The sequence below is a fragment of the Vibrio sp. OPT46 genome, assembly GCF_015163535.1.
In the GTDB taxonomy this organism is placed as follows: Bacteria; Pseudomonadota; Gammaproteobacteria; order Enterobacterales; family Vibrionaceae; genus Vibrio; species Vibrio alginolyticus.
Map to the genome: position 1 here is coordinate 1 of NZ_JADDYG010000573.1, position 341 is coordinate 341.

Annotated in this window: 1 protein-coding gene; it reads right to left on the bottom strand. The window is 41.3% G+C overall.

The window, feature by feature from the left end:
- Nucleotides 1-341 (bottom strand): GNAT family N-acetyltransferase (locus IQR33_RS23055; protein WP_193844074.1); only part of this gene is annotated, 341 nt, incomplete at both ends.

A 341-nucleotide genomic window follows, 5' to 3' on the forward strand; every position in this document is an offset into this window, starting at 1 on the left:
CCGCACGCATCAAAAAAACTGATAGCGTATTGCTGACTTTGTGGAACAGTGGCGCAAAGAGAGGTGCTTTTAGGGTTAATGGTATACGCATAAAGGAACAGTTTACGCAATGCCTCACTCCCAACCCCTTGACGTTGGAAACGTTGATCAATCATCAAGTACTTAAGCTCCAGTTCGTATCGTTTAGCAAACGGCGCATGTTGGGAGAAACCTTTATCGATAACAAGATAGCCTACTAATAGATCATCAGAATAAATCGTAAAGAACGCCTCTGACTTACTACGTTTTTGATAAGCCATTTCAAACGGTGTAAAAAATCCTTTTTGCTCTTCTTGCACATC